This is a genomic window from Pseudomonas sp. yb_2, from assembly GCF_043103905.1.
In the GTDB taxonomy this organism is placed as follows: Bacteria; Pseudomonadota; Gammaproteobacteria; order Pseudomonadales; family Pseudomonadaceae; genus Aquipseudomonas; species Aquipseudomonas alloputida.
This window is the reverse complement of record NZ_JBICKH010000085.1, coordinates 47,249-71,148: the sequence shown is the minus strand read 5'-3', so window position 1 is coordinate 71,148 and position 23,900 is coordinate 47,249. Positions and strand designations below refer to the sequence as shown.

Below are 23,900 nucleotides of genomic sequence, written 5' to 3'. Positions count from 1 at the left end.
CAAGCGACCCGGGCATTCTTGAATGAAACGGGTGAATCAGCTTACAAGGCCGTACACCACCGAAGTCAGCGCAACCAGGCCGACCACAACGACGAACACGTTGGAGGCCGCACCGCTGTACTTGCGCATCGATGGCACTCGGCGAATGGCGTACATCGGCATCAGGAACAACAGCACCGCGAGAATCGGGCCGCCGAGCGACTCGATCATGCCGAGAATGCTCGGGTTGAGCGTGGCGACGATCCAGCACACCACCAGCATCAGTGCGGCAACCACGCGGTCCAGGGCCTTGGCGCCTGGGCGCGCACCGGTCTTGGCGATGATGCCCTTCAGGCCTTCGCTGGCACCGATATAGTGGCCGAGGAACGACTTGGCGATGGCCACGAAGGCGATCAACGGCGCAGCGAACGCGATGGTCGGGTTGCTGAAGTGGTTGGCCAGGTACGACAGGATCGACAGGTTCTGCGCCTTGGCTTCGGCCAGCTGGGCGCTGCTCAGGGTGAGCACGCAGCTGAACACGAAGAACAGCACCATCACCACCATCAACAGGTGGGCACGACGCAGGATCTGGCCGCTGCGCTCGTCGGCGTGCGCGCCGTAACGGCGCTTCTGGTCGACGGCAAAGGCCGAGATGATCGGCGAATGGTTGAACGAGAACACCATCACCGGAATGGCCAGCCACAGGGTGTGCAGGAAGGCCGAGGCCGGCGGCACCTCTGTGGCGCTGTCGAGAATGCCACCGGTCCAGTGCGGCACCAGGTACAGGCCCAGCAACGCCAGCGCAACGATGAACGGGTAGACCAGCAGGCTCATGACCTTGACCGTGGCCTGCTCCCCGCAGCGCACGATGGCCAGCAGGCCGAGGATCAGCACGAATGACAGGATTGCCCGTGGTGGCGGCTGCATGTGCAGCTGGTGTTCCATGAAGCTGGACACGGTGTTGGTCAGCGCCACGCTGTAGATAAGCAGGATCGGGAAGATGGCGAAGAAGTACAGCACGGTGATCGAGGCACCGGCGGTGATGCCGAAATGCTCCTTGACCACTTCGGTGATGTCGCTGCCATCGCGCCCGGAAAGGACGAAACGGGTCAGCCCGCGATGGGCGAAATAGGTCATCGGGAAGGCCAGCACGGCCAGGATCAGCAGCGGCCAGAAGCCGCCAAGGCCGGCGTTGATCGGCAGGAACAGTGTCCCGGCGCCGATGGCTGTGCCGAACAGGCCCAGCATCCAGGTGGTGTCGTGACGCGCCCAGGTGCCGAGGGCGGCGGGGGTCGATTCTGCAAAGCGTTGTTCAACGCTTGGGGCCTGCTCATTCATTCCGGGTGAAGCTCCACTCGCAAGACTGCAACAGGCTGAGAATGGCGAAATAGACGTTTCGCCCAACTCAACCGGAAAAGAGGGGCGCGATTGTGCACGGAAAGGTTGCACTTGCGAAGCCCTTTTCCGAGGAGCGGTTGCACTTGTCTTTACAAGCGGAAGGCATTGCTGGTGTCGATCGGTGGAATGTAGCGGCCTGGGCGCCTGTGGGGCAGCCTCTGGGGGCCGCTCCCACAAAGTCCAACCGCGCCCCACAGGAGGGGCCGCAGTTGGCCCGTTGGCGAGTTACTTCTGAACGGCAGCGAACGCTTCGGCAACCCGTTGCAGGTTGGCCGGGCGCAGGCCGGACATGCACACACGGCCGCTGTCGATCAGGTACACGCCGAACTCGTCACGCAGGCGACGTACCTGCTCGACGCTAAAGCCGGTGTAGCTGAACATGCCGCGCTGGCGCAGGAAGAACTGGAAGTCCTGGCCCGGCAGCAGCACGGCCAGGGCATCGACCAGCGCCTGGCGCATGTCGAGAATACGCTTGCGCATCACTTCGACTTCTTCGGCCCACTGGGCATTCAGGCCAGCATCGCTCAGTACGCCGGCAACCAGCTGGGCGCCGAAGTTGGGCGGGCTGGAGTAGTTGCGGCGCACGGTGGCCTTCAGCTGGCCAAGCACGCTCTGGGCAGTGGCCTCGTCATCGCACACCACCGACAGGCCGCCCACCCGCTCGCCATACAGCGAGAAGATTTTCGAGAAGGAGTTGCTGACCAGGCACGGCACGCCGGCACGGGCCATTTCGCGGATGGCGTAGGCGTCTTCTACCAGGCCTTCGGCGAAGCCTTGATAAGCGATGTCGAGGAACGGGATCAGCTGGCGTGCCTTGACCACTTCGACCACTTGTTGCCACTGGTGCTGCTCCAGATCGGCACCGGTAGGGTTGTGGCAGCACGGGTGCAGCAGCACCACGCTGTTGGCCGGCAGGCTCTGCAAGGTGGCCAGCATGCCGTCGAAGTCCACGCCACGGGTGGCCTGGTCGAAGTACGGGTAGGTGTGCACCTTGAAGCCTGCACCCTCGAAGATGGCGCGATGGTTGTCCCAGGTCGGGTTGCTGACCCAGACTTCGGACTGCGGGAAGTAGCGCTTGAGGAAGTCGGCACCGACTTTCAGGGCGCCGGAGCCACCCACGGTCTGTACGGTGGCCACACGACCGCCGGTCACGGCCGGGTGATCAGCACCGAACAGCAGCGCCTGGATGGCTTGGCGGTAGCTGGCCAGGCCTTCCATTGGCAGGTACAGGGAGGCTTCGTGGTCCTGACCGGCAATGCGTTTTTCCACCGCATCCACCGCCGCCAGTTGCGGCACCACGCCGGCCTCATCGTAGTACAGGCCAATACTCAGGTTGACCTTGTCGGCGCGCGGGTCGGCCTTGAAGGTTTCCATCAACGAGAGGATCGGGTCGCCGGCATAGGCATCGACATGTTTGAACACAGCGTGCAGCTCCTTGGATCAGGACGGTACGGAAAGTCAGTGTTGAGCATACCCGGAGTGCGGGTTCAGGAACATCCACTATTGTGCAAGGTTGTCTATGCAACATTGCATGACCGGGATGAGGGCTGGCTTCTTCGCGGGTAAACCCGCGAAGGGGCCAGATCAGCCAAGCAGCTCTTTCAGGCCTTGCAACTCCTGCTCGGTCACCGCCACCCCCTCCTCCTCGGCCACCTCGCGCTCACGATAGCGCCGCTCGCCTGGCATGCGCGTCAGCCCCACCGCCTGCATGTGCTCCACCAGCTCGCGGCTGCGCTGGGCAAACCGCTGGCCTTCGGCCTTGCCCGGGTCGATGACGATGATCAACTGCCCGGTCCATGGCGTTTTCGCCCCCGGATGCCCGGACCAATCGAACTCCCAGGAGAAATGACCGCCGGTTAGCGCCGCCGCCAGCAGCTCGACCATCATCGACAACGCCGAGCCCTTGTGCCCGCCAAATGGCAGCAAGGCCCCGCCTTCCAGGACCGCCTTCGGGTCGGTAGTCGGCTGGCCATCGGCATCTACCCCCATGCCCTCCGGCAATTGCTGGCCAGCACGTGCGGCAATCTGCACATCGCCATGGGCCATGGCACTGGTGGCCATGTCGAAAACGATCGGGTCATGCTCGGCGCAAGGCGCAGCGAACGCGATGGGGTTGGTACCGAACAGCGGCTTGCGTGCACCATGCGGCACCACGCAGGTCATGCTGTTGACCACGCTGAGGGCTACCAGGCCCTCTTCGGCGAACGGCTCGACATCCGGCCACAACGCAGCGAAATGGTGCGAGTTGTGGATCGCCAGCACGGCAATGCCTGCGCTGCGCGCCTTGGCCACCAACAGCTCACGAGCCGCCGCCAGTGCCGGCTGGGCAAAACCGCCCGCAGCATCGACGCGCACATAGCCGGCGGCCACGTCGCTGACCTGTGGCGTGGCCTGGCCATCGACCCAGCCGCTGGCCAAGGTCGAGACATAACCGGGCATGCGGAACACCCCATGGCTATGGGCGCCATCGCGCTGGGCGCTGGCGCAGTTGTGGGCCAGCACCCGGGCCACGGCCTCGCTGCACCCATGGCGCTGGAAAATGGCCTGCAACAGGCTTTGCAGCTCGGGAAAAGGCACGCGCACAACGGTGCTGGTGGAAGGTGCGGACATCTGAAGCTCCTTGTTGATTTTGGAATGGCTACAGCGTTGCAACGACAAAAACTTTCCTTCATGTGACAGCAATCTGTCAAATGTTGACTTGATGACAGAAAACATTCATTTTCTTCCCAAGCCTCACCCCTGGAGCCGCAGCATGAGCCAACTGATCAAGCAACGCCTGGAAAACAGCCTCGAAGGGGCCGCTGCCTCGGGTCGCAAGATCGCCACCTACATGCTTGCCAACCTGCACGAACTGCCGTTCCAGACCTCGGCCAGCATTGCCGCCAAGCTGGGCGTCAGCGAATCCAGCGTCGGGCGCTACTGTCGCTCACTGGGTTATGCCCACCTCAAGGCGCTTAAGCAAGACCTGCAGAACGACTTGGGCGATGGCCCGTGGCTGGTAGGCGATCGCCTGCAAGATTACCGCCAGAACCAGGACGCCAGCGACAACGCCGGCAGCCTGGAGCTGGAAATCGCCGCCCTGGTGCGCGTACACGAATACCGCCAGAGCCCCGCCTGGCACAACGTGGCGCAACGCCTGGCGAGCAAGCCGCGGGTGTTCATCGCCGGCTTCCAGACCGAGCGCGGCATCGCCATGTGCATGAGCCACCTGCTGCAATACCTGCGCGATGGCGTGCAACTGGTCGACATCAGCGCCGGGCACTTCGGCGAAGTGCTGCTGGGCCGTGCCGAAGACAGCGCCCTGGTGGTGTTCGAGGCGCGCCGTTATTCCCGCCATGCCCTGATGCTGTGCCAGAAGGCGCGCGAGGCTGGCATTGCGGTCACCCTGGTGACCGACACCTTCTGTGACTGGGCGGATGCCAATGCCGACGAGGTGTTCCGCATCCCCACCGAGTTCAACCTGTTCTGGGAATCCACCTCGACGATGCTGTCGTGGGTGCATCTGATGGTCAACGAGGTCTGCAAGAAGCTCGGACCGGATGTTGAAAAACGCTTAGAAGCAACTGCCGCTCTACATAACGAATTCGTCGGCTACACCTCGTGGTCGACGGGCAAACAACAATAGCAAGAGTGCAATGAGGTGCGAGATGAACAAGTCCATGGCCTTGCTGGGTGCGTGCGCCCTGCTGCTGGCGGGTGCCGCCAGCGCTGAAACCCTGCGGTTCGCCACCGAGGGTGCCTACCCACCCTTCAACTATGTAGACGCCGATAACAAGCTGCACGGCTTTGATGTCGACATCACCCATGCCCTGTGCGAACAGATGAAAGTCGAATGCACGCTGGTGGCGCAGGACTGGGAAGGCATCATCCCCGCCCTGATGGCGCGCAAGTATGACGCGATAGTGGCATCGATGATCGACACCGAAGAGCGACGCAAGAAGATCGCCTTCACCGACCACTACTACCGCACGCCCCTGACCGTGGCGGTTGCCAAGGACAGCAAGATCGACAGCGCCCAGACCGACTTTGTCGGCTACACCGTCGGTGCGCAGTCTTCCTCTACCCAGGCCATCTACGCCGAAGACGTGTACGGCAAGGCCGGTGCCGACGTGAAACTGTACCCGACCATGGACGAAGCCAACGCAGACCTGGCGGCCGGCCGCCTGGACGGCGTGATTGCCGACAAATTCCCGCTGCACGAGTGGATGAACAAGAACGGCGGGGATTGCTGCAAGATCCTTGGCGACGTGGCGGACACCAAGGCCGATGCCGCCATCGCTGTGCGCAAGGACGACGAAGCCCTGCGCCAGCGCCTGAATACCGCGCTGCAACAGATTGTGGCCAACGGCACCTACCAGAAGATCGCCAGCAAATATTTCGCTTTCGATATCTACAACTGATCTTCAGGAAGTTGTGCGAACGCCCAGTGGGGGCGGCCTTGCGTCGCGACAGGGCCGCAAGGCCGCTCCCCCCAAGGCCGCATAACCTGCCCAAGAGGTTCGTCATGCTCGATCAATTGTCCTTGCTGTCATTCGCCAGCGGAGGCTGGGGCCAGGCGTTGCTGGCCGGCGCGCTGGTTACTGTTTCCCTGGCCCTGGCCTGCCTGCCCATCGGCCTGCCACTGGGCCTGGTGGTCGCGCTGGCGGCGCGCTCGCGCAAACGCCTGCCACGGGCCTGGGCCACCACTTTTTCCACCGTCTTCCGCGGCCTGCCCGAGCTGCTGACGTTGCTGATCATCTATTACGGCTGCCAGATCGCCGCGCAGAAGATCCTCTCCGCCATGGGCTACCAAGGTGAGTTCCTCATCAACACCTTCCTCGCCGCGATGATCGCCTTCAGCCTGGTGTTCGCCGCGTTTTCCAGCGAGATCTGGCTGGCAGCCTTCAAGACCCTGCCCAAGGGCCAGCTGGAAGCCTGCTCGGCGCTTGGGCTTAGCAAGCGCACCGGTTTCTTCAAGGTGCTGCTGCCACAACTGACCCGCATCGCCCTGCCCGGCTTGTCCAACAACTGGCTGTCGCTGCTCAAGGACACCTCGCTGGTGTCGACCATCTCGCTGGTCGACCTGATGCGCCAGACCAACCTGGCGGTCAGCGTAACCAAGGAACCGATGTTCTTCTACGGCGTCGCCTGCCTGGGCTACCTGCTGTTCGCGGCACTGTCCGGGCGCGTGTTCGCCTACATCGAACGGCGCAGCAACCGCCACCTGCAAGGAGCACGCGCATGAGCTTCGATCAACTGCTGGCAATGGTGCTCGACCCCGACCTGCTGGAGCGCTATGGCCCGCGCTTCATCGACGGCCTGCTGGTAACTGCCAAGCTGGTGGCGATTTCCTTCAGCCTGGGTGCTGTGCTCGGTCTTCTGCTGGCCCTTGCACGCCTGTCTCGCAGCCTGGTGCTGCAGCGCATGGCTGCCGGCTACGTGTACTTCTTCCGCGGTTCGCCGCTGCTGGCGCAATTGTTCCTGCTGTATTACGGCCTGGGCTCGCTCAAAGGTTTCTGGCAGGACGTCGGCCTGTGGTGGTTCTTCCGGGATGCGTGGTTTTGCACCTTGCTGGCGTTCACCCTGAACACTGCCGCCTATCAGGCCGAGATCTTCCGCGGCAGCCTGATGGCGGTTGCGCCTGGCCAGCATGAAGCGGCGCGGGCGCTGAACCTGAAGCGCTCGACCACCTTCTTCAAGGTGATATTGCCGCAGTCGCTGCTGGTGGCCATTGGCCCGTTGGGCAACGAACTGATCCTGATGATCAAGGCCAGCGCGATCGCCTCGCTGGTGACGATCTACGACCTGATGGGCGTGACCAAACTGGCCTTCTCGCGCAGTTTCGACTTCCAGATCTACCTGTGGGCCGCTGTGCTCTACCTGGTGATCGTCGAACTGGTGCGGCGCCTGCTGAAACACCTGGAGGCCCGCCTGGGCCGCCACCTGAACTGACCGAAGGATACGTTTCATGCATTGCCAGACCCTTGTCCTCGGCGCCGGCATCGTCGGCGTCAGCACCGCGCTGCACCTGCAGGCACGCGGGCGCCAGGTAATTCTGATCGACCGCGACGAACCGGGCAGTGGCACCAGCCACGGTAACGCCGGGCTGATCGAGCGCTCCAGTGTCATCCCCTATGCCTTCCCGCGGCAACTGAGCGCACTGCTGCGCTACGGCCTGAACCGCCAGCCCGATGTGCGCTACAGCCTGGCGCACCTGCCCAAGGCCGCACCGTGGCTGTGGCGTTACTGGCGCCAGTCGGCACCCGGGCGCCTGGCCGGCGCCGCCGCCGATATGTTGCCGCTGGTGCAGCGCTGTGTCGACGAGCATGACGCGCTGATCGCTGCCGCCGGCCTGGAAGGCCTGGTGCAAGCCAAAGGCTGGATCGAAGTGTTCCGCGACCCCGCGCTGTTCGAGCAGGCAAAAACCGATGCCAAGGGCCTGAGCCGCTACGGCTTGCGCTTCGAAATCCTTGAATGCGGGCAGTTGCAGGCACGTGAACATCAGCTGGACGCCACCGTGGTCGGTGGCATCCACTGGCTCGACCCGAAAACCGTGAACAACCCCGGCGCGCTCACCCGTGGCTATGCGGCGTTGTTCCTGCAACGCGGCGGGCAGTTCGTGCATGGCGATGCGCGCAGCCTGCGCCAGGCCAATGGCCAATGGCGGGTAGAGAGCCGTCGCGGCCCGATCACTGCCGACGAGGTGGTGGCCTGCCTTGGGCCACAGTCAGCCGACCTGTTCAGCGGCCTGGGCTACCAGATCCCGCTGGCAATCAAGCGGGGCTACCACATGCACTACAGCACCCGTGACGGCGCTCAGCTGGAGCACTCGATCTGCGACACCCAAGGCGGCTATGTACTGGCGCCGATGGCGCGCGGTGTGCGCCTGACCACCGGCATCGAATTCGACGCAGCCAGTGCGCCTGGCAACCAGATCCAGTTGGGCCGCTGCGAGGCCTTGGCGCGCAAGCTGTTCCCGGCCCTCGGCGATCGTCTGGACGACACGCCATGGCTGGGCCGCCGCCCCTGCCTGCCGGACATGCGCCCGGTGATCGGGCCGGCGCCGCGCCACCCAGGGCTGTGGTTCAACTTCGGCCATGCCCATCACGGCCTCACGCTGGGCCCGGTCTGCGGCCGGCTGCTGGCCGAGCTGCTCACTGGCGAGCCCCCCTTCACCGACCCCGCGCCTTACAGCGCGACCCGTTTCGACTGAACCCACGCGGGAGAACAACAAGATGACCGCACCACTGAGCCTTGCCACCCTTGCCCCCAAACCCGACCCGCGTCCGGTGCTGATTCGCATCGAAGGCCTGAACAAGCACTATGGCGCGTTCCACGTGCTGCGCGACATCGACCTGCAGGTGCGCGAAGGCGAACGCATCGTGCTGTGCGGGCCGTCCGGCTCGGGCAAGTCGACCCTGATCCGCTGCATCAACCGCCTGGAAGTCGCCCAGCAGGGCAGCATCCAGGTGGACGGCATCGACCTGGCGGCCACCACACGCGAGGCAGCACAGGTACGCAGCGACATCGGCATGGTGTTCCAGCACTTCAACCTGTTCCCGCACATGAGCGTGCTCGACAACTGCCTGCTGGCCCCCACCAGCGTGCGCGGGCTGTCACGCAAGGACGCCGAGGAGCGGGCACGCATGTACCTGAGCAAAGTCGGCATCGAAAGCCAGGCGCACAAGTACCCCAGCCAGCTGTCCGGTGGCCAGCAGCAGCGCGTGGCAATCGCTCGGGCGCTGTGCATGAAGCCGCGGATCATGCTGTTCGACGAGCCCACTTCGGCGCTGGACCCGGAAATGGTCGCCGAGGTGCTGGACGTGCTGGTGCAGCTGGCGGGCACGGGCATGACCATGCTGTGCGTCACCCATGAAATGGGCTTTGCCCGGCAGGTCGCCGAGCGGGTGCTGTTCCTTGAGGGTGGGCAGATCATCGAGGACAGCCCGCCGCAGGTGTTCTTCAACCAGCCGCGCACCGAGCGGGCCAAGGCGTTTTTGGCGCAGATCCTGCACTGATTGAAAGCCTGTCACTGTGGGGGGTTTACCCGCGAAGAAGACACCGCCGTGGATGGCACGGGCTTCGCCCGTGTTCGCGGGCAAGCCCGCTCCCACAGAGACCGAGGTTACTTGAAGTTACCTATTCATTGCACCGCTGCAATGACCCAACTGCATCGTTAAATATTATTGACCGCAGACCCTGCCAAACCCACGCCGCGACAGGCCCGCATCGGTTTCAGCCCCCAGAAAACGGCGTATCCCCCGCGTTAAAGCCCGCTTCCGTCGTTTGACATATCGAACGGCTCTGGCAAGCTATCTACAAGCCCCGACCGGAATCGTCGCCTCTGACGAGCCGGCAGTGCTCGGGGCTACAGGCAGCACCCAAGGCCCCGAGCCGTGCGCCTGCACAACAACGACAGGTCGAACCTGTCCCAAGGTGACATATGTCCAACAGCAACATTGGCAACAAGCAACCTTCCCTGCGCAAACCCGTCGTCCTGATGACCATGGGCAGCCAAGAGCGCAAAGGCCATGACTACCAGGTCATGACCCACAAATACATTACCCCGCTGGTCGAGTTCTCCGATTGCGTCCCGGTGTTGGTGCCTACCTGCTGCGGCACTGAAGACCTCGAGACCTACCTGGACATGGCCGACGGCGTGTACCTGACTGGCGCTGGCAGCAACATCGACCCGGCCCTGTATGGCCAGGAAAACCAGACCCCGGGCAAAGGCCAGGACCAGAACCGCGACCTGTTCGACATTCCGCTGATCAAGGCGGCGATCAAGCGTGGCCTGCCCATCTTTGGCATCTGCCGTGGCATGCAGGAAATCAACGTGGCCCTGGGTGGCGACATTTACCAGAAGGTGTATGCCGAACCTGGGTTCAATGACCACCGGGAAAACCCGGAAGACCCGGTCGAAGTGCAGTACGCCCAGGTCCATGGGGTGAAGATCCAGCCGGGCAGCTGGCTGCACGACACCCTGGGTACCGATGAGATTCGCGTCAACTCGCTGCATGGCCAAGGCCTGCACAAGCTTGGCGCCGGTATTGAAGCGATCGCCCGTGCCGAAGATGGCCTGGTCGAAGCGATTCACGCGCCAAGCATTTCGCCGTTCTTGTTCGCGGTGCAGTGGCACCCTGAATGGCAAGCGGCGAAGAACCCTGATTCGATAAAGATCTTCCAGGCTTTCGGCGATGCTTGCCGGGCCCAGGTACGCAAGGCGCAAATCAAGCGCCAGCACGCGGCCTGACCTTCAGTTTCCTCTGCTTTGATCGCGGGGCGGCGCAAGGCCGCCCCCGCTTCCCCGGTCACCCTCTGCTGGTCCCAGAACTCTTCCCGTGGAATCGGGCGGCGGGCTTGTGCCTGTCTCCGCGATCGTTTTTTCCTTTCCCTTAAGAGATACGATGACTGCTATGTGTTTGTCGTCGTACCTGCTGCGCCTGTGAAATCGAGCGCCGCCCGCGCGGCGCTTCGCGGGTAAACCCGCTCCTACGTTTGTTTCGGGCCAGTATCGCCTGTTTCAGACGCGCGCGACCGCCTTGTTTGTACGACGCGATATCGAGGCGTGCGCCAAGGCGTTCGCGCGCAAATGCCACAGGCATAACTGGCCCGAAACAAACGTAGGAGCGGGTTTACCCGCGAAGCGCCGCGCGGGCGGCGCTCGATCTGCGCCACAACACATATATCCAGACAACCACCGTGGCGAGAACACAAAATTCTGAAAAAGGACTAGTCATCACGTAGGTTGTACGATAACTTACATCCAACGCAAAACAACACCCCTCACCCAAGCGCCACAGGATGCCAACAACAATGAATCCACAAGAACTCAAATCCATCCTCTCCCACGGCCTGCTGTCTTTCCCGGTCACCGACTTCAATGCCCAGGGCGACTTCAACCCGGCTGGCTACATCAAGCGCCTTGAGTGGCTGGCCCCCTACGGCGCCAGCGCGCTGTTCGCCGCTGGCGGTACAGGTGAATTCTTCTCCCTGGCCGCCAGCGAATACAGCCAGGTGATCAAGACCGCGGTCGACACCTGCGCCACTTCGGTGCCGATCCTCGCCGGTGTCGGTGGCTCCACCCGTCAGGCCATCGAATACGCGCAGGAAGCCGAGCGCCTGGGTGCCAAGGGCCTGCTGCTGCTGCCGCACTACCTGACCGAAGCCAGCCAGGACGGCGTCGCCGCCCACGTCGAAGCGGTGTGCAAATCGGTAAACATCGGTGTGGTGGTGTACAACCGCAACGTCTGCCGCCTGAACGCCGACCTGCTGGAAAAACTGGCCGAGCGCTGCCCGAACCTGATTGGCTACAAGGACGGCCTGGGTGATATCGAGCTGATGGTGTCGATCCGTCGTCGCCTGGGCGAGCGCTTCAGCTACCTGGGTGGCCTGCCGACCGCCGAAGTGTATGCTGCTGCCTACAAGGCCCTGGGCGTACCGGTTTACTCCTCCGCGGTGTTCAACTTCGTGCCGAAAACCGCCATGGACTTCTACAACGCCATCGCCCGTGACGACCACGCCACCGTGGCCAAGCTGATCGACGATTTCTTCCTGCCCTACCTGGACATCCGCAACCGCAAGGCCGGCTACGCCGTGAGCATCGTCAAGGCCGGCGCCAGAATTGCCGGTTACGACGCCGGACCGGTGCGTACCCCGCTGACCGACCTCACCGCCGAAGAGTACGAAATGCTCGCCGCGTTGATGGACAAGATGGGCCCGCAGTAAGCGCTGCCCGCGGCCTGCCAGATGCCGCGCCCGGAGTGGGCCTGCCCCACTCCGGTTACAATTCGTGAGCCCGCACAAAAATAACTAGTGGGAGTATTGCCAGCATGCAAGCGACTAAGAAAACGCATGTGCGCTACCTGATCCTGTTCATGCTGTTTCTGGTGACCACGATCAACTATGCCGACCGCGCCACCATTGCAATCGCAGGCTCCAGCCTGCAGAAAGACCTCGGCATTGACGCCGTAACCCTCGGTTATATCTTTTCCGCCTTCGGATGGGCTTACGTGGCTGGCCAGATTCCTGGTGGCTGGCTACTCGATCGCTTCGGTTCCAAGAACGTCTACGCCTTCAGCATCTTCACCTGGTCGCTGTTCACCCTGCTGCAGGGTTTTGTCGGTGGCCTGCCGGTTGCCTGGGCCGTGGTCACCCTCTTCACCCTGCGCTTCCTGGTCGGTTTCGCCGAAGCCCCGTCATTCCCGGGTAACGCGCGCATCGTCGCCGCATGGTTCCCGACCCAGGAACGCGGCACGGCGTCGGCCATCTTCAACTCGGCGCAGTATTTCGCCACTGCACTGTTCGCCCCGATCATGGGCTGGATCGTGTTCAGCTTCGGCTGGGAGCACGTCTTCGTGGTCATGGGTGTGCTGGGCATCATCTTCTCGATGGTGTGGCTGAAGACCATCTACAACCCGCGCCAACACCCGCGCATCAGCCAAAGCGAGCTCGAGCACATCGAGCAGAACGGCGGCCTGGTCGACATGGACCAGAAGCGCGGCAGCGACGGCCCGAAATGGGGTTACATCAAGCAGTTGCTGACCAGCCGCATGCTGCTGGGCGTATACCTGGGCCAGTACTGCATCAACGCCATCACCTACTTCTTCCTCACCTGGTTCCCGGTGTACCTGGTGCAGGAACGTGGCATGACCATTCTCAAGGCCGGCTTCATCGCCTCGCTGCCGGCGGTGTGTGGTTTTATCGGCGGCGTCCTGGGTGGTGTGATCTCCGACTGGCTGCTGCGCCGCGGCAACTCGCTGACCTTCTCGCGCAAACTGCCGATTGTCTGTGGCCTGCTGCTGTCCACCACCATGGTGTTCTGCAACTACGTCGATGCCGAGTGGATGGTGGTTGGCTTCATGACGCTGGCGTTCTTCGGCAAGGGCATTGGCGCACTGGGCTGGGCGGTGGTCGCGGACACTTCACCCAAGCAGATCGCCGGGCTGTCCGGTGGCCTGTTCAACACCTTCGGCAACATCGCGTCGATCACCACCCCTATCGTGATCGGCTACATCATCAGCGCCACCGGCTCGTTCAAGTGGGCGCTTGTGTACGTGGGTGCCAACGCGCTGGTCGCGGTATTCAGCTATCTGGTTATCGTCGGCCCCATCAAGCGTATCGAATTGCGTGATGCTGCCCCGAAGCCACACGCTGAGCCTGCCACCGACGGCGAACTGGCCAGCTCCCGTCACTGAAAAAACACGCCCGCGCCGGGTCGCCCGGCATGGGCGGATGTACAAAAGCCTGAGAACCTGACAAGTAGGGCCCAAACATGCAGTTGATCGAACATTCCGACTCGCCCCGCTACGTCCGCCTGCACGACGACGACAACGTCGTGGTCGTCGTCAACGACGGCGGCTTGGGCGAAGGCGCCCGCTTCGCCGACGGCCTGACCCTGATCGAAGGCGTACCGCAAAGCCACAAGGTGGCCACCGTGGCCATCGCCAAGGGCGAGCCCGTGCGCCGCTACGGGCAAATCATCGGCTACGCGCTGGAAGACCTGCGCCAAGGCAGCTGGGTGCAGGAAAGCCAGCTGGCCATGCCGGCCGCCCCGGAACTGGACAGCCTGCCGCGCTGTGATGCAGTGCCACAACCGCTGCCGCCGCTTGAGGGCTTCACCTTCGAGGGCTATCGTAACGCCGACGGCACTGTCGGCACCCGCAATATCCTCGGCATCACCACCACCGTGCAGTGCGTGACCGGCGTGCTGGAACATGCAGTCAAGCGCATTCGCAACGAACTGCTGCCCAAATACCCCAACGTCGATGACGTGGTGGCCATTACCCACAGCTACGGCTGCGGTGTGGCAATCAACGCCCGCGACGCTTACATCCCGATCCGCACCGTGCGCAACCTGGCGCGCAACCCAAACCTCGGCGGCGAGGCGCTGGTGATCAGCCTGGGCTGTGAAAAACTGCAAGCCAGCCAGGTGATGCACGACAACGACCCTTCGGTGGACCTCAGCGACCCATGGCTGTACCGCCTGCAAGATGCCAGCCTTGGCTTTGTTGAAATGATCGAGCAGATCATGGACCTGGCCGAAACCCGCCTGAAGAAGCTCGACCAGCGCCGCCGCGAAACGGTCCCGGCCAGCGAACTGATCCTCGGTATGCAATGCGGTGGCAGCGACGCCTTCTCGGGCATCACCGCCAACCCGGCACTGGGCTATGCCGCCGACCTGCTGGTCCGCGCTGGCGCCACCGTGCTGTTCTCTGAAGTGACCGAGGTGCGCGACGCGATCTATATGCTGACCTCGCGCGCGGAAAACCAGGACGTTGCCGACGCGCTGGTGCGCGAAATGGACTGGTACGACCGCTACCTGCAGCAAGGCGCCGCCGACCGCAGCGCCAACACCACACCGGGCAACAAGAAAGGCGGGCTGTCGAACATCGTCGAGAAATCGCTGGGTTCGATCGTGAAGTCGGGCAGCGGCGCTATCCAGGGTGTGCTCGGCCCAGGCGAGCGGGTCAACCGCAAAGGCCTGATTTTCTGCGCCACCCCGGCCAGCGACTTTGTCTGTGGCACCTTGCAACTGGCGGCCGGCATGAACCTGCACGTCTTCACTACCGGCCGCGGCACCCCGTATGGCCTGGCCATGGCGCCGGTGGTCAAGGTGTGTACCCGCAGCGAACTGGCCCAGCGCTGGCCCGACCTGATCGACATCGACGCCGGTCGCATCGCCAGTGGTCGCTCGACCATCGAGGAGCTGGGTTGGGAGCTGTTCCATTACTACCTGGACGTAGCCAGCGGTCGCAAGCAGACCTGGGCCGAACAACACCGGCTGCACAACGACATCACCCTGTTCAACCCGGCGCCCATTACCTGATGCCGCAGCCCTGACCACGCATTCACACACGCCATTCTCAATCCCACAGGAGCACCCCATGCCTGAGATCCTCGGCCATAACTTCATCGCCGGTCAGCGCAGTGCCGCTGGCCCTCAGCGCCTGCAGAGCCTGGACGCCAGCACTGGCGAAGCCCTGCCCTACAGCTTTGCCCAGGCCACCGAAGCCGAAGTGGACCAAGCCGCCAAGGCCGCTGCCGCAGCCTTCGCCGATTTCCGCCAACTGGCCCCGGCGCGTCGGGCCGAGTTCCTCGACGCCATCGCCGCTGAACTCGACGAACTGGATGACGCCTTCGTCGCCATCGTCTGCCGCGAAACCGCCCTGCCCGCCGCCCGCATCCAGGGCGAGCGCGGCCGCACCAGCGGGCAGATGCGCCTGTTCGCCCAAGTGCTGCGCCGCGGCGACTTTCTCGGCGCACGCATCGACCTGGCACTGCCCGAGCGCCAGCCGCTGCCACGCGTAGACCTGCGCCAGATGCGCATCGGTGTAGGCCCGGTCGCCGTGTTCGGGGCCAGCAACTTCCCGCTGGCCTTCTCCACCGCCGGGGGTGATACCGCCGCCGCCCTGGCCGCAGGCTGCCCGGTGGTATTCAAGGCGCACAGCGGCCACATGGCCACGGCCGACCTGGTTGGCTGCGCCATCGTGCGCGCCGCTGAGCGGACCGGCATGCCCAAGGGCGTGTTCAACATGGTATTTGGTGGCGGCGTGGGCGAGTGGCTGGTCAAGCACCCGGCCATCCAGGCGGTTGGCTTCACCGGCTCGCTGAAAGGCGGTGATGCCCTTTGCCGCATGGCCGCTGAGCGCCCGCAGCCAATCCCGGTGTTCGCCGAGATGTCCAGCATCAACCCGGTCATCATCCTGCCAGGCGCCCTGGCCAAACGTGGCGAGGCCATTGCCCGCGAGTTGGCGGGGTCCGTGTGCATGGGTGCCGGGCAGTTCTGCACCAACCCTGGGCTGGTGATTGGCTTGCAGTCGCCACAGTACAGCCAGTTGCTCGCCGACCTTGGCCAGTACCTGGACCAGCAAGCCGGGCAAACCATGCTCAATGCTGGCGGCCTGCGCAGCTACATTGGCGGCCTTGAACACCTGCATGCTCATGCCGGTATCGAGCATGTGGCCGGCCAGGTGCAGGAAGGCAACCAGGCGCGCGCTCAGCTGTTCAAGGCCGATGCACGCCTGCTGGTCGAGTCCGACCCGCTGTTGCAGGAAGAAGTGTTTGGGCCCACCACCGTGGCCGTAGAGGTGCAGGACAACGACCAACTGCGCGACGCGCTGCTCGGCCTGCGCGGCCAGCTGACCGCGACGCTGATCGGCGAAGCGGAGGACTTCGATGCCTTCGCCTGGCTGGTGCCGCTGCTGGAGGAGAAAGTCGGGCGAATCCTGGTCAATGGCTACCCGACCGGTGTCGAAGTCTGTGATGCCATGGTGCACGGCGGCCCGTACCCGGCGACCTCCGATGCGCGTGGCACCTCGGTCGGCACTTTGGCCATCGACCGCTTCCTGCGCCCGGTGTGCTACCAGAACTACCCGCAGACGCTGCTGCCTGAGGCACTGCGCGACGGCAACCCGCTGGGGCTGCGGCGGTTGGTGAACGGTCAGTGGAGTGACGGGGCGATCTGACTGGTTGCCAGAAACAGGAAAGCCCTGCGCACGGCGGGGCTTTTCTTTTTTGACTGTACTGGCCTTTTCGCGGGCAAGCCCGCTTCGACAGGGCTATCTTGCCCGCGAAGAGGCCAGTACAGGCAGCAAAGGCTTCAGGTTCCTTGCGCTTCAGCCGCCTCATGCGCCTGGCGCAAGCGCTCGCGGCTGTTGCTCAGGTGCATGCGCATGGCCATCTTCGCCCCTTCGCTGTCACGCCGGGCAATCGCCTCATAGATCGCCTCGTGCTCATGCATCAGGCGGCTCATGTAATGCGCCTGGTCATCATGGGCCAGGCGCGCCGAATTCAGCCGGGTGCGCGGGATGATGCTAGTACCCAGGTGGTTGATGATGTCGGCGAAGTAGTGGTTGCCGCTGGCCTGGGCAATGCGCAGGTGGAACTGGAAGTCCGCCGACACCGCATCAGTGGCGTGGGCCGCCCCCTCGTTGAGTTCGTCCAGCGCCGCCCGCATACCGGCCAGGGCTTCGTCGCTTCGCCGCTGGGCTGCCAGCCCGGCCGACTCGATCTCCAGGGCAATGCGCAACTCCAGCACCGCCAGCACTTCGCGCAGGGTGACCACGGTGGCCGGGTCGATACGGAAACCGCCCGTAGCCGGTGCATCCAGCACGAATGTACCGATGCCGTGGCGAGTCTCTACCTGCCCGGCGGCCTGCAACCGCGAGATCGCCTCACGCACCACCGTGCGACTGACGCCCTCTTCGGCCATGATCTGCGATTCGGTCGGCAGCTTGTCGCCGCGCTTGAGCTGGCCGCTGCGAATGCGTTCGGTCAGCACCGTGACCAGTTCCTGGGCCAGACTGCGCGGCTTGCGCCGGGTCCTTGCCTGTACCTGCTGCTCTGTCATTGCCCTGTATTTCACCTTGGAAGACAGCGCTCATCATAGCGCAAGCGGTTGTACGATCACATACACCCCGTGCGGTATTTATTGCCCATCTTTGCAGTCCCTGGCCCCATGAAAAAACGCGCAGAATCACTGGCCCATGGCCTGCGCGAGCCTGTACTGTACGCCTCCACGCTCACTGTTCCATGGAAGGAATCTGCAGTATGAAAACCCTCGACCGCCTTTTGCTCGGCAGTGGCCTGCTGATCCCCCTCTGGCTGCTGGCGGGGGTATGGCTCACCGCCCAGGCCTACCCTGGCTATGATCACCTGCAACAGGCCATGAGCCAGCTTGGCGCGGCAGGCTCGCCAACCCACAGCTGGTCACCACGGGTCAACAACTACCCTCTAGCCCTGCTGTTTGCCCTGTTTGCCTGGGGCCTGATGCGGCGCTGGCACAGCTCGAAGCTGGCGCTGCTGAGTGCGGGCCTGGTGTTGCTGCATGGCATGGGCAGTTTGGGCACCGGCTGGTTCCCCTGCGACCAGGGGTGTGCACCGGTACAGCCATCTACCTCGCAGCAACTGCATAACCTGTTTGGTCTGCTGATGTTCCTCTCGCTGACCTTGGCCAGCGCCCTATGGGCGTGGCTAGGCAACCGCATTGCCGGCTCCCCCGCCCTGGCGCTGTTTTCCCTGGCTTGCGTGGTGCTGGCGATCATCACCGTCGCGTTGATGGGCCAAGCGGCGCAGAGTGGCCAGCTGTTCGGCCTGTATCAACGCCTTAACTATGGTGTTTCGGTGCTCTGGGTTGCCAGCCTGGCCTGGACAAGCCTGCAAAAGCCGAAGGCCAGTCCCCTGCGCATGGCTGTGCCCTGACGGCAAATTGCTGGCCCACGGCTGCGGAAAGCGAAGGCAAACTCCGTTTTCTTTCAGATGCTTAGGACAGCAACATGCGAGTACTTCTAGCAACGATGGCCGGCTGCCTGCTGGCCACCCTCGCTTTCGGCGCCCAGGCCAGGGCACTGAGCCAGAACGATCGCCACACCTGCGGCTGGGGCGCGCAGATAGCCGCCGAGGCCCAACAGGCCAAGCTTTCCGGGGTAACCCTGTACGCCACGCGCAAGAAGCTGCAGGTACGCAAATTCCCCAAACCCTGGATGCGCATGACTGCCTTCGGCATTACCGAGCAAACCTACAACAGCCGCTCGCGGCTCAAGCCAGCAGCGATCAAGCAGACGTACTTCGAGCAGTGCGTTCAGCATGCCGTTGCAAGACGATAACTCTTTACTTATCACGCCTGCAAAGGCCGCATCAGCGTCTCCATGGAGGGCCTGCCTTGAAGCGATCTTCCAGCCAGGCCTTAAAGACGCCCATCGCTGCCGTGTTCAGGCGTGCGGTCGGCCGTACCAGGTAAATGCCCGCCGCCTTGTCCAGCTGCCATTGCGCAAGCACCCTTACCAGGCATCCGCTGGCCAGGTCCTCGCCCATGAGCCAGTCACCTCCGGCCACAATCCCCACGCCGCGCCGCGCCGCCTCCAGCAGCGCTTCGTTGTCATTACTGCGAAGGCTGCCAGCAACTTTGACACTTGTCTGTCGCGTATCGCTCATAAGGCGCCATTCAGGAAACGATCGCAAACCATTGAAACCTAAACAGTTATGCGCCGCCAAATCTTCCGGCTGCGCGGGTTCCCCATGCCGAGCAAGGTATTGAGGAGAAGCGCACAGGATCCGCACGTGATCGCACAGTTTACTTGCCACCAGACGATTGTCCGCCAGCTCACCAATCCGGATCGCGGCGTCGAAACCCTCGCCGATCAGGTCGACGAAACGATCGGCATACTCGGTCTCCACGATTACCTGCGGGTAGGCCAGTACAAAGTCGGCCAGCATGCCGCTCAACCAGCGTCGGCCCATGGCCGCCGGCAACGCCAGACGCAGACGCCCACGAACCGTTGCCGCACCTTCGGCTGCCTCTTCCTCCGCTTCGGCAATCAGCCGGCTAGCCTCGAGAACCTTGGCTACCAGCCGCTCGCCCTCATCGGTAAAGCGCAGCTGCCGCGTACTGCGCTCCACCAGGCGAATGCCCAGCCGCGTCTCTAAAGCACTCAGGCGTTTCGACAGCACCGTAGGGTGGCGCTCCAGTTGCCGCCCGGCGGCAGCAAACGAGCCCTGCTCATACAAGGCCAGCAGGGTGGCAAGTTCATCAGCGCGACGACTGTCGAAGGTATCCATGGCAAGGCTCGGCTCAGGGCAGTGAAATCAGGGGGCGGATCAGGCAGTCAGCACCAGCGCGCCCTCCGACCGCCCTTGCTCCAGGCATTCATGGGCCTTGGCTGCTTCAGCCAGCGGGAAGCATCGCCAGACCCGAGGCTGGACGATACCTTCGGCAACCGCTGCCAGCACATCGGCCGCGCGCTGCTGGTACTCCTCGACAGTGCGGGTGTGTGCTGCGAGCGATGGCCGGGTCAGGTACAGCGAGCCATTGGCATTGAGCGTGGCAACCTCGATGGCAGGCGGTGCACCGGAGGTGCCGCCGAACGATACCAACAAGCCGCGCACCCTCAGGCTGCCCAACGAGGCCTCAAGCGACACCTTGCCCACGCAATCGTACACTACGTCCACACCTTGGCCTTGGGTCAGCTCACGCACCTGGCTGGCCAAGGTTTTTGCGTCGAACACCAGCACATGCTGGCAACCCGCCGCCCGTGCCCGCTCCACACTTTGCAGGCGCGATACCACCCCTATCACCGTCGCCCCCAGGTGTCGCGCCCAAGGCACCATCAGCTGGCCCAAAGCACCGGCCGCACCGTACAACAACACCTGGGTGCCCGGCCCTACGGCATAGGTGGTTTTCAACAGATATTGCGCCGTGATTCCCTTGAACAGCACCGCTGCGGCGGCCTCGTCCTCCAACTGCGGCGGCAGCGGAACCAGCCGCTCGGCCGGGAACAGCCGGCCACTGGCATAGGCACCGACCGGCCCCATCGCGTAAGCGACCCGGTCGCCCACCTGCACGTTGTGCACCCCATCGCCAATGGCCGAGACCCTGCCAGCGCCTTCCAGTCCCAGGCCTGAAGGCAATGCCAGCGCTGCTCCCCCCTTGCGCTGCAACACATCCAGCGGGTTCACGCCCATGGCCGTCTGCTCCAGCCAGACCTGGCCAGGCCCTGGAGATTGTGCTGCTACGTGTTCAAGCTGCATCACATCGGCAGCGCCGGTGCTATTGAGAATGATGCGGGTAGCCATGATCGAATCCTGCTGAATGAGTGCTCGAGTCAGGCTAAACAAGAAGCAAAAGTTGAACAATCAGGCGGGATGCAGATGATTTCTGCACCCCTTGCAGCAATTCAGTCAGTGCATCAGCAGCCAGTCAGCATCGTAGGGCGCCGTTCACCGACGAAGAACAAGGGGCGCAGGCGCACGCCTATCAGGTTACCGGTATAGGCCGCCACCAGCCACAACCAGCCATGTAAGCTACCCGAGGCGATACCACTGAAGTAAGCACCAATGTTGCAGCCGTAAGCCAGGCGCGAACCATAGCCCAGCAGAAGGCCGCCAATCACTGCGGCCACCAGCGACGGCAGCGGAATCTTCAGGTTTGGCGCAAAGCGCCCGGCCAGGCCCGCCGCCAGCAAGGCACCCAGTACGATGCCCAGGTCCATTACCGTGGTGATGTCCTGCCACAGCGGCGCAGCCAAAGCCTTGGCATTGGCCGGTGCCTGCCAGAACACCCAGCTACCGACATCCACACCCAGCCCGCTGAGGACCTTGGCCCCCCACAAGGCGAAAGCCGAGGTAATGCCCCAAGGCCGCCCCGCCAGCGCCAAGGTCGCGTAGTTCAGCAAGGCCAGGGCGATGGCGCCCCACAGCAAGGGCCAGGGGCCACGCAGGAAGCGTCGAAGGCCTTGGTGCTCGCTGGCAGGCAGTGCTTCAAGCGCGCCATGCCGGCGCTTCTCAAGCACCACGGTGGCCCAGGCGATCAGCCCGAACACTGCCAGGCTTGCCAGCACCGCAGGCCCTATCCCCCACACCTGCACGATCGAGGTGGCCGGAAGCGACGGCAAGGCAAACCACCAATCGGCATGGTGGGTGGCGCTGACCGAGCCGATGACGAAGAACAGCAGAGTCACCAGCATGCGCGCATTACCTCCCCCCACGGTAAACAGCGTGCCCGATGCGCAGCCGCCACCCAACTGCATGCCGATGCCGAAAATGAACGCACCGAACACCACTGAAACACCCGCAGGGGCAACCAGACCAGTGACCGGGTTACCGAACAGGCTGCCAGCTGACAACGCCGGGAAGAACAGCAGCACCGCCAGGGTCAGCATGACCATCTGCGCACGCAGGCCCGCGCCACGGCGCTCGTTGATAAACACCCGCCAGGCTGAGGTGAAACCGAAGGCGGCGTGGTACAGCGTCAGGCCAAGGGCGGTGCCGACCAGCAGCAACACTACCTGCTTGAAGCCGGCATTGAGGTTGAGGAACCAGGCACTGGCCAGCATCAAGGTCAAGGCGATCAATGGCGCGCCGAGGCGACGTGGTTCAGGCGTGGCAGTTGCGGAAAGGCCCATCAAAATACTCGGACAATAGTTAAACGGACGGGGAGTATACGCCCAGCAGCCGACACAATCGTTGTAGGAGTACACAAAGCATTTGTTAAGCTGATTCAAGTCGCCAGAAATGACCAAGGCCATTCACCCGATGGATGAACTGCGCAAGATCGACCTCAACCTGCTGCTCGCCCTGCACGCCTTGCTCAGCGAAAGGCACGTGACCCGTGCAGCCTTGCGCCTGCACCGCAGTCAACCGGCGGTCAGCCACGCCTTGGCGCAGTTGCGCAAACACTTCGACGACCCTTTGCTAGTACGCCAAGGTGGCGGCATGGCCCTTACCGCCCGCGCCCAATCGCTGGCACAACCGCTACAGGATGCACTGAGCAATCTTGAAAGCCTGCTGGCCACCCCGCTGTTCGAACCAGCCAAGGCCCAGCGCCGGTTCCGGCTGTCGCTGTCCGACTACGCTTCGCGCATCATCCTGCCGCACCTGTTGCGCCACCTGCGCCAAGTCGCGCCCGGGGTGGACCTGGCCATCAGCCAGGCCAGCCGTGAAACCATGTTGGCGCAATTGCTCGATGGCGAACTGGATCTGGCCCTGGGCCTGTTCCCCGAACTGCCTCAGGACATCACCGCCCAGCCCCTGTTTGCCGATCGCTTCATCAGCGTTGCCGATCGCCAGGTCCTGCCTGCCAGTGGCGATATGGCCCTGGAAGACTGGCTGGCACGCCCACATGTATTGATGGCCATGCGCCCGGATGCTTTCGATGAAATCGAGCGTGCACTGGCCGCCCGGGGCTTGCAGCGCCGTATTGCCCTGGCCTTGCCACACTGGAGTGCGGCAGTCGAAGTGCTGGCCGGCACCGACCTGATCCTGACAGTGGCCAGCCGCGCTGTGGGGTCGTTGCGCCAACACAAGACACTGCGCCAGTTCACACCGCCACTGGCCATCCCCTCGTTCGACTATCAGCAAGCCTGGCACAACCGCAAGGACAGTGACCCCGGGCACCGCTGGTTGCGCGAAACCGTATGGGCCTGCAGTCAACCAGGGCGCTGATCAGTTTTCTTGCGCCTTCACAGCTGCCGTGGGGTGGGCCGGTGACGCCGTTGCCCAAGTGCCCTGTACCAGCAGCACTCCGCACAGGATCAGCACCACGCCGGCCACCCTGGCCAGGCTGAGCGGCTTGCCACCCAGCCCCATCACCCCGTAGTGGTCGGCAAGCACTGCCGTGATGATCTGCCCCGCCACCACCAGTACCAGGAACCCTGCTGCGCCAAGTTTAGGGGTGAGTGCGGCGGCACCGGCTACATACATTGCCCCGAGCACGCCACCAATCCACAACCACCAAGGCCCCTGCAGGGCCTTGCCCATGTCTGGCGCCGGTACCCGGATAATCAGCAGGGCAGCGATCACCACCAGCATGCTCACCGTCAACGATGTGAAAGCCCCCCACAGCCAGTGCCCAAGTGCCCGACCTGCCGCAGCATTACCTGCGGCCTGAAACGGCAACACCGCACCGGCAAGCAACGCCATGGCCACAGGAAGCGCCAGCAGAAGCATTGATTTACTGAACATGGCAGTCCTCATCCAAGGTATCGATGGCAACCATGATGCTGCATGCCCCAGTACTGATAGAAATCAAAATCCTGCACTTAAACTAT

At 63.4% G+C, this 23,900-nt stretch carries 22 protein-coding genes; 14 read left to right on the top strand and 8 right to left on the bottom strand.

The genetic code is table 11. The features are described from left to right. Positions 1–36: 36 nt before the first annotated feature. The 3 genes from ACF8FB_RS24680 to ACF8FB_RS24670 form a co-directional block, all read right to left on the bottom strand. On the bottom strand, positions 37–1,317 hold the full coding sequence (locus ACF8FB_RS24680; RefSeq protein ID WP_003247731.1) for a serine/threonine transporter: 1,281 nt from the start codon (positions 1,315–1,317) through the stop codon (positions 37–39). 285 nt (positions 1,318–1,602) lie between these two features. Next, positions 1,603–2,799, bottom strand: coding sequence for an amino acid aminotransferase (locus tag ACF8FB_RS24675; protein ID WP_103462591.1), 1,197 nt, complete (start codon positions 2,797–2,799; stop codon positions 1,603–1,605). 162 nt (positions 2,800–2,961) lie between these two features. Continuing rightward, positions 2,962–3,987: an Ldh family oxidoreductase gene (locus tag ACF8FB_RS24670; RefSeq protein WP_392512242.1), complete on the bottom strand. Its 1,026-nt coding sequence runs from the start codon at positions 3,985–3,987 to the stop codon at positions 2,962–2,964. Positions 3,988–4,129: 142 nt separating this feature from the next. On the opposite strand from ACF8FB_RS24670, the gene ACF8FB_RS24665 reads away from it, so the two are divergent. The 11 genes from ACF8FB_RS24665 to ACF8FB_RS24615 all read left to right on the top strand — a co-directional run bounded on the left by ACF8FB_RS24665 (position 4,130) and on the right by ACF8FB_RS24615 (position 16,823). Further along, on the top strand, positions 4,130–5,002 hold the full coding sequence (locus ACF8FB_RS24665) for a MurR/RpiR family transcriptional regulator (protein WP_012052078.1): 873 nt from the start codon (positions 4,130–4,132) through the stop codon (positions 5,000–5,002). Between the two features lie 22 nt (positions 5,003–5,024). Beyond that, the gene (locus tag ACF8FB_RS24660; RefSeq protein ID WP_010954441.1) at positions 5,025–5,777 is read left to right on the top strand and encodes a transporter substrate-binding domain-containing protein; all 753 of its coding nucleotides are present in this window, start codon (positions 5,025–5,027) and stop codon (positions 5,775–5,777) included. A 104-nt stretch (positions 5,778–5,881) separates the two neighbouring features. Continuing rightward, positions 5,882–6,601 carry an ABC transporter permease gene (locus ACF8FB_RS24655; protein WP_392509364.1) on the top strand — a complete coding sequence of 240 codons (720 nt, stop codon included), beginning with the start codon at positions 5,882–5,884 and terminating at the stop codon, positions 6,599–6,601. Beyond that, on the top strand, positions 6,598–7,308 hold the full coding sequence (locus tag ACF8FB_RS24650; protein WP_003247716.1) for an ABC transporter permease: 711 nt from the start codon (positions 6,598–6,600) through the stop codon (positions 7,306–7,308). Before ACF8FB_RS24655 ends, ACF8FB_RS24650 begins: the two co-directional genes overlap by 4 nt. Positions 7,309–7,324: 16 nt before the next feature. Then, positions 7,325–8,569, top strand: a complete 1,245-nt coding sequence (locus ACF8FB_RS24645; RefSeq protein WP_010954442.1) for an FAD-binding oxidoreductase — start codon at positions 7,325–7,327, stop codon at positions 8,567–8,569. Positions 8,570–8,591: 22 nt separating this feature from the next. After that, positions 8,592–9,374, top strand: coding sequence for an amino acid ABC transporter ATP-binding protein (locus ACF8FB_RS24640; protein WP_392512240.1), 783 nt, complete (start codon positions 8,592–8,594; stop codon positions 9,372–9,374). Between the two features lie 425 nt (positions 9,375–9,799). Further along, a complete protein-coding gene (locus tag ACF8FB_RS24635; protein WP_392512239.1) occupies positions 9,800–10,609 on the top strand; it encodes a gamma-glutamyl-gamma-aminobutyrate hydrolase family protein in 810 nt (269 codons plus the stop codon). Between the two features lie 563 nt (positions 10,610–11,172). Beyond that, positions 11,173–12,084: a 5-dehydro-4-deoxyglucarate dehydratase gene (gene kdgD, locus ACF8FB_RS24630; RefSeq protein WP_010954445.1), complete on the top strand. Its 912-nt coding sequence runs from the start codon at positions 11,173–11,175 to the stop codon at positions 12,082–12,084. 104 nt (positions 12,085–12,188) lie between these two features. Continuing rightward, positions 12,189–13,553: an MFS transporter gene (locus ACF8FB_RS24625; RefSeq protein WP_003247701.1), complete on the top strand. Its 1,365-nt coding sequence runs from the start codon at positions 12,189–12,191 to the stop codon at positions 13,551–13,553. A gap of 77 nt (positions 13,554–13,630) precedes the next feature. Then, complete coding sequence (garD, locus tag ACF8FB_RS24620) at positions 13,631–15,184, top strand: galactarate dehydratase (RefSeq protein ID WP_014756302.1); 1,554 nt, start codon at positions 13,631–13,633, stop codon at positions 15,182–15,184. Between the two features lie 58 nt (positions 15,185–15,242). Further along, positions 15,243–16,823: an aldehyde dehydrogenase (NADP(+)) gene (locus tag ACF8FB_RS24615; protein WP_392509366.1), complete on the top strand. Its 1,581-nt coding sequence runs from the start codon at positions 15,243–15,245 to the stop codon at positions 16,821–16,823. 134 nt (positions 16,824–16,957) lie between these two features. Here the strand turns inward: ACF8FB_RS24615 and ACF8FB_RS24610 are convergent, their stop codons facing one another. Beyond that, entirely contained in the window at positions 16,958–17,707 is a 750-nt protein-coding gene (locus ACF8FB_RS24610; RefSeq protein WP_003247694.1) for a FadR/GntR family transcriptional regulator, read from the bottom strand. 200 nt (positions 17,708–17,907) lie between these two features. On the opposite strand from ACF8FB_RS24610, the gene ACF8FB_RS24605 reads away from it, so the two are divergent. Both ACF8FB_RS24605 and ACF8FB_RS24600 read left to right on the top strand, forming a co-directional pair. Continuing rightward, entirely contained in the window at positions 17,908–18,558 is a 651-nt protein-coding gene (locus ACF8FB_RS24605) for a DUF998 domain-containing protein (protein WP_020193561.1), read from the top strand. Between the two features lie 74 nt (positions 18,559–18,632). After that, the gene (locus ACF8FB_RS24600) at positions 18,633–18,962 is read left to right on the top strand and encodes a hypothetical protein (protein ID WP_049588097.1); all 330 of its coding nucleotides are present in this window, start codon (positions 18,633–18,635) and stop codon (positions 18,960–18,962) included. A 31-nt stretch (positions 18,963–18,993) separates the two neighbouring features. On the opposite strand, the gene ACF8FB_RS24595 is transcribed toward ACF8FB_RS24600, so the two are convergent. From ACF8FB_RS24595 to ACF8FB_RS24585, 3 genes are all read right to left on the bottom strand, one after another. Next, a complete protein-coding gene (locus tag ACF8FB_RS24595) occupies positions 18,994–19,914 on the bottom strand; it encodes a LysR family transcriptional regulator (RefSeq protein WP_010954450.1) in 921 nt (306 codons plus the stop codon). Positions 19,915–19,953: 39 nt separating this feature from the next. Then, positions 19,954–20,928 carry a quinone oxidoreductase family protein gene (locus tag ACF8FB_RS24590; RefSeq protein WP_392509367.1) on the bottom strand — a complete coding sequence of 325 codons (975 nt, stop codon included), beginning with the start codon at positions 20,926–20,928 and terminating at the stop codon, positions 19,954–19,956. Positions 20,929–21,041: 113 nt separating this feature from the next. Then, the gene (locus tag ACF8FB_RS24585) at positions 21,042–22,256 is read right to left on the bottom strand and encodes a YeeE/YedE family protein (RefSeq protein WP_010954452.1); all 1,215 of its coding nucleotides are present in this window, start codon (positions 22,254–22,256) and stop codon (positions 21,042–21,044) included. A gap of 130 nt (positions 22,257–22,386) precedes the next feature. Here ACF8FB_RS24585 and ACF8FB_RS24580 point away from each other — a divergent pair, with 130 nt between their 5' ends. Continuing rightward, on the top strand, positions 22,387–23,295 hold the full coding sequence (locus ACF8FB_RS24580) for a LysR family transcriptional regulator (RefSeq protein ID WP_049588102.1): 909 nt from the start codon (positions 22,387–22,389) through the stop codon (positions 23,293–23,295). Here ACF8FB_RS24580 and ACF8FB_RS24575 read toward each other — a convergent pair whose 3' ends face one another. Continuing rightward, on the bottom strand, positions 23,296–23,814 hold the full coding sequence (locus ACF8FB_RS24575; RefSeq protein WP_020192124.1) for a DMT family transporter: 519 nt from the start codon (positions 23,812–23,814) through the stop codon (positions 23,296–23,298). It lies immediately after the preceding gene. Positions 23,815–23,900 lie beyond the last annotated feature (86 nt).

What these genes read in the sequence shown, in the direction of transcription:
- ACF8FB_RS24615 (WP_392509366.1), top strand. Translation starts at nt 15,243, where the DNA reads ATGCCTGAGATCCTCGGCCATAACTTCATCGCCGGTCAGCGCAGTGCC.
- kdgD (WP_010954445.1), top strand. Translation starts at nt 11,173, where the DNA reads ATGAATCCACAAGAACTCAAATCCATCCTCTCCCACGGCCTGCTGTCT.
- ACF8FB_RS24665 (WP_012052078.1), top strand. Translation starts at nt 4,130, where the DNA reads ATGAGCCAACTGATCAAGCAACGCCTGGAAAACAGCCTCGAAGGGGCC.
- ACF8FB_RS24585 (WP_010954452.1), bottom strand. Translation starts at nt 22,256, where the DNA reads ATGGGCCTTTCCGCAACTGCCACGCCTGAACCACGTCGCCTCGGCGCG.
- ACF8FB_RS24640 (WP_392512240.1), top strand. Translation starts at nt 8,592, where the DNA reads ATGACCGCACCACTGAGCCTTGCCACCCTTGCCCCCAAACCCGACCCG.
- ACF8FB_RS24590 (WP_392509367.1), bottom strand. Translation starts at nt 20,928, where the DNA reads ATGGCTACCCGCATCATTCTCAATAGCACCGGCGCTGCCGATGTGATG.
- ACF8FB_RS24650 (WP_003247716.1), top strand. Translation starts at nt 6,598, where the DNA reads ATGAGCTTCGATCAACTGCTGGCAATGGTGCTCGACCCCGACCTGCTG.
- ACF8FB_RS24600 (WP_049588097.1), top strand. Translation starts at nt 18,633, where the DNA reads ATGCGAGTACTTCTAGCAACGATGGCCGGCTGCCTGCTGGCCACCCTC.
- ACF8FB_RS24645 (WP_010954442.1), top strand. Translation starts at nt 7,325, where the DNA reads ATGCATTGCCAGACCCTTGTCCTCGGCGCCGGCATCGTCGGCGTCAGC.
- garD (WP_014756302.1), top strand. Translation starts at nt 13,631, where the DNA reads ATGCAGTTGATCGAACATTCCGACTCGCCCCGCTACGTCCGCCTGCAC.
- ACF8FB_RS24580 (WP_049588102.1), top strand. Translation starts at nt 22,387, where the DNA reads ATGGATGAACTGCGCAAGATCGACCTCAACCTGCTGCTCGCCCTGCAC.
- ACF8FB_RS24680 (WP_003247731.1), bottom strand. Translation starts at nt 1,317, where the DNA reads ATGAATGAGCAGGCCCCAAGCGTTGAACAACGCTTTGCAGAATCGACC.
- ACF8FB_RS24605 (WP_020193561.1), top strand. Translation starts at nt 17,908, where the DNA reads ATGAAAACCCTCGACCGCCTTTTGCTCGGCAGTGGCCTGCTGATCCCC.
- ACF8FB_RS24595 (WP_010954450.1), bottom strand. Translation starts at nt 19,914, where the DNA reads ATGGATACCTTCGACAGTCGTCGCGCTGATGAACTTGCCACCCTGCTG.
- ACF8FB_RS24660 (WP_010954441.1), top strand. Translation starts at nt 5,025, where the DNA reads ATGAACAAGTCCATGGCCTTGCTGGGTGCGTGCGCCCTGCTGCTGGCG.
- ACF8FB_RS24670 (WP_392512242.1), bottom strand. Translation starts at nt 3,987, where the DNA reads ATGTCCGCACCTTCCACCAGCACCGTTGTGCGCGTGCCTTTTCCCGAG.
- ACF8FB_RS24575 (WP_020192124.1), bottom strand. Translation starts at nt 23,814, where the DNA reads ATGTTCAGTAAATCAATGCTTCTGCTGGCGCTTCCTGTGGCCATGGCG.
- ACF8FB_RS24625 (WP_003247701.1), top strand. Translation starts at nt 12,189, where the DNA reads ATGCAAGCGACTAAGAAAACGCATGTGCGCTACCTGATCCTGTTCATG.
- ACF8FB_RS24655 (WP_392509364.1), top strand. Translation starts at nt 5,882, where the DNA reads ATGCTCGATCAATTGTCCTTGCTGTCATTCGCCAGCGGAGGCTGGGGC.
- ACF8FB_RS24610 (WP_003247694.1), bottom strand. Translation starts at nt 17,707, where the DNA reads ATGACAGAGCAGCAGGTACAGGCAAGGACCCGGCGCAAGCCGCGCAGT.
- ACF8FB_RS24635 (WP_392512239.1), top strand. Translation starts at nt 9,800, where the DNA reads ATGTCCAACAGCAACATTGGCAACAAGCAACCTTCCCTGCGCAAACCC.